We start from the raw sequence: 254 nt of genomic DNA on the forward strand, positions 1-254 counted from the left end.
GCCCGGCGGCGATGCCTTTGGCGATCGAGCAGGCATCAGGGACCACCCCGAGGGTTTCGAAGGACAGGAAAGGACCGGTGCGGCACACACCGGTCTGAACCTCGTCGAACAGCAGCAACGCTCCATGCTCATCACACAGGCGGCGCAATCCATGCAGATAGTGTGGGTCGGCTTCGATGACGCCGGCCTCGGCCTGGATCGTCTCCACGATCACCGCGGCCGTGCGCCGCGATATCGCGGCGGCGATCTCGTCG

At 65.7% G+C, this 254-nt stretch carries 1 protein-coding gene; it reads right to left on the reverse strand.

Going from position 1 to position 254, the window contains the following annotated elements:
• A partial coding sequence (locus tag CUZ56_RS15275; protein ID WP_126981204.1) for an aminotransferase class III-fold pyridoxal phosphate-dependent enzyme occupies positions 1-254 on the reverse strand: 254 nt, incomplete at both ends.

Origin of the sequence: Saezia sanguinis (assembly GCF_003991585.1) — a bacterium.
Taxonomy (GTDB): domain Bacteria; phylum Pseudomonadota; class Gammaproteobacteria; order Burkholderiales; family Burkholderiaceae_C; genus Saezia; species Saezia sanguinis.